General features: G+C 60.0%; 5 protein-coding genes. 4 read left to right on the forward strand and 1 reads right to left on the reverse strand.

The window, feature by feature from the left end:
• On the forward strand, positions 1-342 hold a 342-nt coding region (locus H5U38_01170), incomplete at its 5' end, for a hypothetical protein (protein ID MBC7185623.1).
• Between the two features lie 71 nt (positions 343-413).
• On the opposite strand, the gene H5U38_01175 is transcribed toward H5U38_01170, so the two are convergent.
• Complete coding sequence (locus H5U38_01175) at positions 414-1,514, reverse strand: aminotransferase class III-fold pyridoxal phosphate-dependent enzyme (GenBank protein MBC7185624.1); 1,101 nt, start codon at positions 1,512-1,514, stop codon at positions 414-416.
• A 237-nt stretch (positions 1,515-1,751) separates the two neighbouring features.
• Between H5U38_01175 and H5U38_01180 the strand changes: the two genes are divergently transcribed.
• The 3 genes from H5U38_01180 to H5U38_01190 are packed head-to-tail and all read left to right on the forward strand — an operon-like array spanning position 1,752 to position 6,885.
• Positions 1,752-3,638, forward strand: a complete 1,887-nt coding sequence (locus H5U38_01180) for a hypothetical protein (GenBank protein MBC7185625.1) — start codon at positions 1,752-1,754, stop codon at positions 3,636-3,638.
• Positions 3,639-3,671: 33 nt separating this feature from the next.
• Positions 3,672-5,726: a heparinase II/III family protein gene (locus H5U38_01185; GenBank protein ID MBC7185626.1), complete on the forward strand. Its 2,055-nt coding sequence runs from the start codon at positions 3,672-3,674 to the stop codon at positions 5,724-5,726.
• 55 nt (positions 5,727-5,781) lie between these two features.
• Positions 5,782-6,885 carry a hypothetical protein gene (locus tag H5U38_01190; protein MBC7185627.1) on the forward strand — a complete coding sequence of 368 codons (1,104 nt, stop codon included), beginning with the start codon at positions 5,782-5,784 and terminating at the stop codon, positions 6,883-6,885.
• Positions 6,886-6,977 lie beyond the last annotated feature (92 nt).

A 6,977-nucleotide genomic window follows, 5' to 3' on the forward strand; every position in this document is an offset into this window, starting at 1 on the left:
GAGCTCATCCCTTGGTTGGAGGAGGTGGGGATCGAGGGGATTGCGCCCTTGGAGCGGATGGCGGGAGTGGACGTGGTAAAGATCCGGCAGCGCCACCCGCGCTTCAAGCTCATCGGCGCTTTTGACAAGCTGGTGCTGGACAAAGGGCCTGAGGCTATCCGCGCAGAATTCGAGCGCCTGTTACCCGTGATGCGGCAGGGTGGGTTTATTCCGTCGGTGGACCACCAGACGCCACCGCACGTGTCGTTGCAGCAGTACCGCGAATACCTGAGCTTGCTGCGGGAGTATTGCTCCAAGGCTGCGCTGCTTCAGGACGGCGCAATGGTGACGCCCGTCTCCTGAGAATGCTCCTTCACAAACGAGTAAAATGCTCAGCTTATAGAGCGTTGGCAGCGCCAATTAGGCCCAGGGGCCTAAAGGAGCTTTTTTAGAGTCTGCCTAGCTCTTTCCAGCGTCAGGTCGATGTCCTCGGGCTGATGCGCATAGCTGATGAACCATCGGTCGTTGGCGAAGATGCCCGCAGCGTAAAGTTCGTCGAAGAAAGCGTTGCGCAACTGCGTATCGCGCTGCGGCTCGCCAGTGGCAAAGGTGACCACGGGGGCGGGCGGAAGGCCGATGATCTTTACCGGTGCGTGAAACTCCTGAACGATCTCAGCAAGGCCTTTCATGAGCCGCTCGCCCATGGCAAAGATGTGCTCGTGGACGGGCTCTGCCTGCATGACCTCCATTGTCGCCTTGCAGGCGGCAAGGGAGAGGGTCTCGCCGCCATGGGTGATGGTGATGACGGTCTTTTCCAACTGCTGCATGAAGCGCCGTTTGCCGGCGAAGGCGGAGAGGGGATAACCGTTTGCCATAGCCTTCGCATAAGCGGCCAGGTCTGGAGTTACGCCAAAGTACTCCTGTGCACCCCCGCGTGCCAGGCGGAACCCGGTGAGCACCTCGTCGTAGATGAGCAGGGCCCCGTGCGTGTCGCACAGCTCGCGCAGGCGGCGGAGAAAGGGCGCACCGTCGGGATGCTGCCAATCGTATGGTTCGACGATGGCAGCAGCAAGCTGCTCGCCCCAGTCCGCGAAGGCGCGCTCTGCAGCTGGCACGTCACCATAGGGGACCACGTGGGTGTAGGCGCGAACCGTTGCCGGCACGCCTGAATTTGGCCAGTCGGCCACTGACCAGTCGTGGTAGCCGTGGTAACCGACGCTCAGCACGTGGTCGCGACCGGTGAAAGCCCGAGCCAGGCGCACGCAGGCCGTGCATGCATCCGCGCCTGTCTTCAGAAAGCGGACCTGCTCTATCCAGGGTACGTTCTGAAGCACCGCCTCGGCAGCCTCCAACTCCACAGGGCTGGCCATGCTGAAGAGCACGCCGCAGGACATCTGAGCGCGGACCGCCTCGTCCACCGCCGGGTGCTGGTATCCCAAGATTATGGGCCCCAGGGCGCAGCGGAAGTCGATGTACTCCCGGCCGTCGAGGTCCCACAGTCGGCAACCTTTGGCACGACGAATGAAGGGTGGCATGTGGGGCCATTCAGGTTTGTACCGCTTCGCATTCGTTTGGGTGGCCCAGGGGATAACCTGGAGGGCTCTTTCGTAGTGCTGGCGATGAGCGGAAGTCATGATGTGGGCCCTTTCTCAGCTTGTCTCGTGGCATGACGACTTTGAAAAGTATGTTCTTGCTATGAGGAAATCAAGCTGTTTTTCTGCAAACTACGCGGTACATGGCCGTTTGGTACTGACAAGTGGACTCTGTTGGGCATGAACATGCGCTACCTGGCACCTGCTGACTACTACGCTCTCCTGTTGTACGCCGTCTTGCTGGTGGGGATAGGCGTCTACTTCTCCCGATTTATGAAGGGTGCCAAGGAGTTTTTCGCGGGCGGCAACATGATACCGTGGTGGGTAAGCGGGATATCGCTGTACATGGGGAACTTCACTGCCTGGACCTTTACCGGGGCCGCGGGATTTGTGTACCACACTGGGCTGTTCGGGGTCATCTACTTCCTCACCTGGTCACTGGCCTTTTTCATCGGCTATCGGATCACTGCGGCCCGATGGCGACGCGCGCGCGTGGTCTCGCCGGTGGAGTACACGATCACGCGGTACAACGCCACGACGCGGCAGTTGGTGGGGTATGTCATGGTGCTCAGCGGCATGCTGGGCAGGGGCATCACTCTGACTGCTGTCTCCAAAATCATTGCCTCCACGATAGGACTACCCATCGAGTGGGTGATCCTCGCAGCTGGGGTGGTGATCCTCGTTTACACCATGCTCGGCGGGCTGTGGGCAGTGACCATTGCCGATGTGGTACAGTTCCTCATCCTCATCGCCGTCACCACTGTGGTTATGCCCCTCAGCCTGCAGCTGGTCGGGGGCCTTGGGCCCCTCTTGGAGCGGATTCCTCCGCTCGAATTGTCCCATTCCTACAGCGGCCTTCACTACGACGTTCACTATCTCATAGCCATCACCGCCTTCAACATCGTGAACGCCAATTGGGCACCGGCGCAGCGCTACTACAGCGTGCCGGATGAGAAAGACGCGAAGAGAGTCGGTCTGATGGGAAGTCTCCTCTTTCTCACCGTCCCAGTGCTATTCGGCATCCCCCCGTTGGTGGCGTCGGTGCTCTGGCCGGACCTCTCCAAAACGTCTTTCTTCGCAGGCCAGTTCAAGCCGGAGGACCTTGTCTATGTGGGCATTGTGCTCAAGACACTTCCCAAGGGCCTGATTGGCTTCTTCCTTGTGGCGATGTTTGCCGCAACCTTGAGCACGATCAACGCTGGTTACAACCTTGACTCCTCGGTCATCTCCAGGGACCTGTACGCGGGACTCATCAACAAGCGGGCAACGGATCGACAGATTCTGCTGGTGGGGCGGCTCGCTACCGTGTTTCTGGGCGTCGTGACCATGGGCACGGCCATCCTGTATGCCAAGAGCGACCTGGGCATCTTCAACCTGATGGTTGTCTTCCTGTCGCTCTTCTACATGCCTTTGGCCATTCCCCTCGCCTTTGGCTTGGTATTCAAGAGTCTGCCGCGATGGTCAGCCGCAAATGCGGTGATCGTAGGTACACTTGCCAGCGCGGTGACGCGGTTCGTGCTCCACTGGTCGGTGGGGTTCCAGCTCTACGCGACCATCGGGCTTACGTTTGCAACTCTCCTCCTGGCGCGGCCGCTTGCTTCTTTGCACAGGAAGAATCCGGTTGCGAGTGGCGGGGTAGCACTTCTGTGGGCTGCGGCACAGGCGGCGGTGCTGGTCGAGCTTGCGCCCCTTAGCGCGGTTGGCGTGGCGCTGGTGTGGCTGGCCTCCGCACTTTCTGCGGCCTCGCTGTACTTTTTTGCCAGGCTTAATGCACGAGAGTCCACCCAGGACAAGGCGGAAGTTGAAAAGTTTTTTGCAAAGCTGGCGGTGCCAATCGACGTGCAGAGCGAGGTTTACGGCGCAGGCAAACGCATCACGTCGAGTCTGCCATTGGTGGGGAGGCTTGCCATGGCGGTGGGAGCAGTTGTCTTCCTGCAGATGGTGGACCCAGCGTGCCGGGACGCCATCCCAGTGCGGCTGGCCGTTGGGGGGATTCTATGTGCGACCGGCGGCCTCTTTGCCTATCTTGGCAGGAAGATGGACAAACTGGCGATGACAACGGCATGAGCAAGGCCAATCTCACAAACAGGAGGAGAAGTCGTGGGAAACGATAACAGACGAGGAGTGACGCGCAGGGAGTTTCTCCGAGATGCAGGCATGGCCGCCAGCCTGCTGGCTGCGGCACCGACCATGGTGCGAGCCGGCAGCAAGGAAGTGGCAACCAAGGCATATGTTCCACTCGGCCTCCTTTTCTCTCCAGACGATGTGCCCGTGCTCCGCCGGAAAGCGGAGAGTCCTCTGTTCCGCAGCTACTGGCAGGGGCTGCTTGAGATGGATATCGCCCCGGATCGGCGCTTCCTGGAAAAGGAGATTGACCTGCACAACCATCTGCGCGATATCGACCGGGCATGCAAGATTCTGGAGCGAGAGGCCTTTGTCTACCTCCTCACCGGCAAGCGAGACAGGGGGAGCCTTGCCCATTTGGCCGTCAAGCGGCTGCTTGAATACCAAAAATGGGACTATTTCTTGGAAGCAGGTGTCTACACCATCGGATTGCAGCGGGCTCCGGCCACGACGATTGCAATGTCGCTTGCCTATGATTGGCTGGGCGGCCTCTTGGGCAAGGATGAGCGTAAAGAGATGCGGCGACAGATTGGCGACAAGGGCTGTGAGCCGTGCTACCGCTCGCTCTTTGGCATGCGTTATCCGGACAAGGTGGTAGGATGGGGGTTTGACCGGGAGAGCTATTGGGAAGACCGCGACATGCGTCGCTGGCCTGAGATCTTGGATAAGACGAACCTCAAGGCCGTCCCCATGGGTGCCCTCGCGGTGGGCGCCGCAGCCCTGGAAGGCTTTGACCAGCGGACCGAACGATGGTGGGAAATGGTGGAGTACAGCTACCGCACCTTTGTGAATCGCTTTGCGTGGGACGGCAGTTATGACGAGGGTGGCTCCTATTGGGACTACACCGCGCTGCACATGGCGCTCACCGCCGAAATGCTTGCACGCAAGAAAGGGTTGGACCTCTTCGACTTGGCAAACTACCCTGGCATGATGGAGTTCATTCTGGCGCTACAGATGCCCCACTACAGCGACCCGCACCATCTGGTGAACTTTGGCGACAGTGGCCGCGGTTTTGACTCGGCTGCCGGTTTGTGGATCGCCCGACGGTCCCGTGATGGCCTAGCGCAGCACGTCGCAATCCATCACGCAGACCGGCATAGCCCCTATTCGGTCATCTGGTTCGATGAAAGTGTCGCCCCGTCCACTCCACCACGACGAGAACATCTCAAGCACTTGACTTTGGATTGGGTCATCGCGCGGACCGGCTACGAACTTGACGACCTGGTGGTGGCCATGCGCAGTGGCGGGCCGGCCAACCACGAGCATGCCGACCGCAACTCCGTGGTGCTCAAGTGTTATGGCGAAATCCTGCTGGCGGATATCAAGCGACCACCGTACGACCACCGCCATCCCGCGTGGCTGCTCCGCACTTCGCCGGCCCACAACACCGTGCTCGTGGACGGCATGGGGCACCAGTACCACGACGGGAAAGAGGGGACCAACGCCTCCCAGGCAGCCGCGAAAGTGGTGCGCATTGGAGAACGCCAGGGGTACATGTTCTGGGCAAGCGACGCGACCCCGGCCTACCAGCTCGTCAATCCGGACATCGAAGTCGTCACCAGGACGGTGATCGTGGTCCCTGGGATCCCTTGCCTGGTGGTGGTGGACAAACTGCAGAAGAGGAGCGATTCCTCATCTTTCGCCGCAAGGTGGCATGTGGAGAACAGCGACGGCAGGGGAGAAGTGGCCTGCCGCGATGCTTCGTTCACCATTCTCCGACCCCGGGCGCGCTTCTTTGCGGCCTGCGCTGGGTCAGTGCCAATCGTAGTGAGGGCGGACAGACATCCAGTCCCAGAAACGGCGGGGATCTTTCCCTACGCCGAGCTGGCCACCACCGAGCGAGCCACCGAACAGCTGCTGCTCACGGTCGGTTGCCCCCTGAGGCCGGACGACCCGGACCCGCTGATTCGCCTGAGCCAGGAGAAAGAGGTGTGGGACGTACAGGTGACACTGCATGAGAAGCAGCTGCACCTGTTGGTCTTCGACCGGGGCACTCTGCCTGAGTTCGAAGTGAAGAGCTTGGTAAGCTGAGACGGTCAGGGAGTGATCAGTCGTTTCGCATGTTTTCTGACCACAGGAGGTAGTTGTGGAGTTACGAAATCTGCCAGTGAAACGGCCGAGACCCAATGCGGCAGAGTTCATTGGTCTTCTTCTGGGGCGCCAAGAGCAGCGTCGTGTGCCGCTGGTGGAGTACATAGTCGACGACGTCGTGCTGCAGCCGATTGTCACCGAGCTGCTTGGCAGACGATGGGTGGCCTGGAACACAGAGCGGCCGCAGCAGGTTCACTACTTGGATAACTTCATCGAAGTCTGGTACAGGCTTGGCTACGACTGCGTGCGATTGGAGCGGCCGTTACCTTTCTTGAAAAAGTTCACCGTGGCGCAGGACCCGGGCACGAGCTTTCAAAGGGACAGGGCATGGGCAGACCTGCATGGCGGTGTGATCAGGACGCGCGAGGATTTGCTGCAGTACGAATGGCCAAAGGTGGAAGATGCTGACCTTTTCGAGCTCGAATACGTGAATGACCATCTACCGGAAGGCATGGGTCTGCTGAGCTGTCATGGCGGGGGCATTTTCGAGCACCTATCGCAGATAATGTCCTACGAGGGTTTGTGCCTGGCGCTTCACGATGATCCAGACCTGGTGCAGGAGCTCGTGGACAGGCTCGGGCGCACCTTCGAAGAGTACTATCGAAGGCTCCTCTCACTCGATCGCCTCGTGGCTATCTTCCAAGGCGATGATATGGGGTTCCGTACGGGCACGCTGATCGCGCCACAGCATTTGCGCCAATACGTGCTGCCTTGGCACAAGCGGTTTGCCGCCCTTGCTCATGAGCACGGGGTACCGTACTTCCTGCACTCGTGTGGCAATCTCGAGGCGATCATGGAGGACCTGCTGCAGACGGTGGGCATCGACGGCAAGCACTCTTTCGAAGACGCCATCCTTCCCGTGGAAAAGTTCCAAGAGCGATTCCAAGGGCGCGTGGCAGCGTTAGGAGGCGTAGACGTCAATATCCTCGCCGCAGGCACTCCTCAGCAGGTACGGCAGAGGACGCGCACCCTGATCGAGACATGCGGTCCGCGTGGCCGCTATGCAGTGGGTTCGGGCAATTCTATTCCCAGCTATGTCCCGGTTGCCAACTACCTGGCCATGGTGGACGAGGCAGTGGAATGTGGCGCCGTCTCTTAACCTGCCTGAGCCGAGGGGGCGCTCTGAGGTGGCAAGAAGCGTGACAGGAGTGGTCTTCAACATCCAGCGTTATTCGATCCATGACGGGCCTG

This window comes from Calditrichota bacterium, assembly GCA_014359355.1.
Lineage (GTDB): Bacteria > Zhuqueibacterota > Zhuqueibacteria > JANLFK01 > Oleimicrobiaceae > Oleimicrobium.

Bases quoted from the DNA above. Each gene is read 5' to 3' on its own strand.
- H5U38_01175 (MBC7185624.1), bottom strand. From the start codon at position 1,514: ATGCCACCCTTCATTCGTCGTGCCAAAGGTTGCCGACTGTGGGACCTC.
- H5U38_01180 (MBC7185625.1), top strand. From the start codon at position 1,752: ATGAACATGCGCTACCTGGCACCTGCTGACTACTACGCTCTCCTGTTG.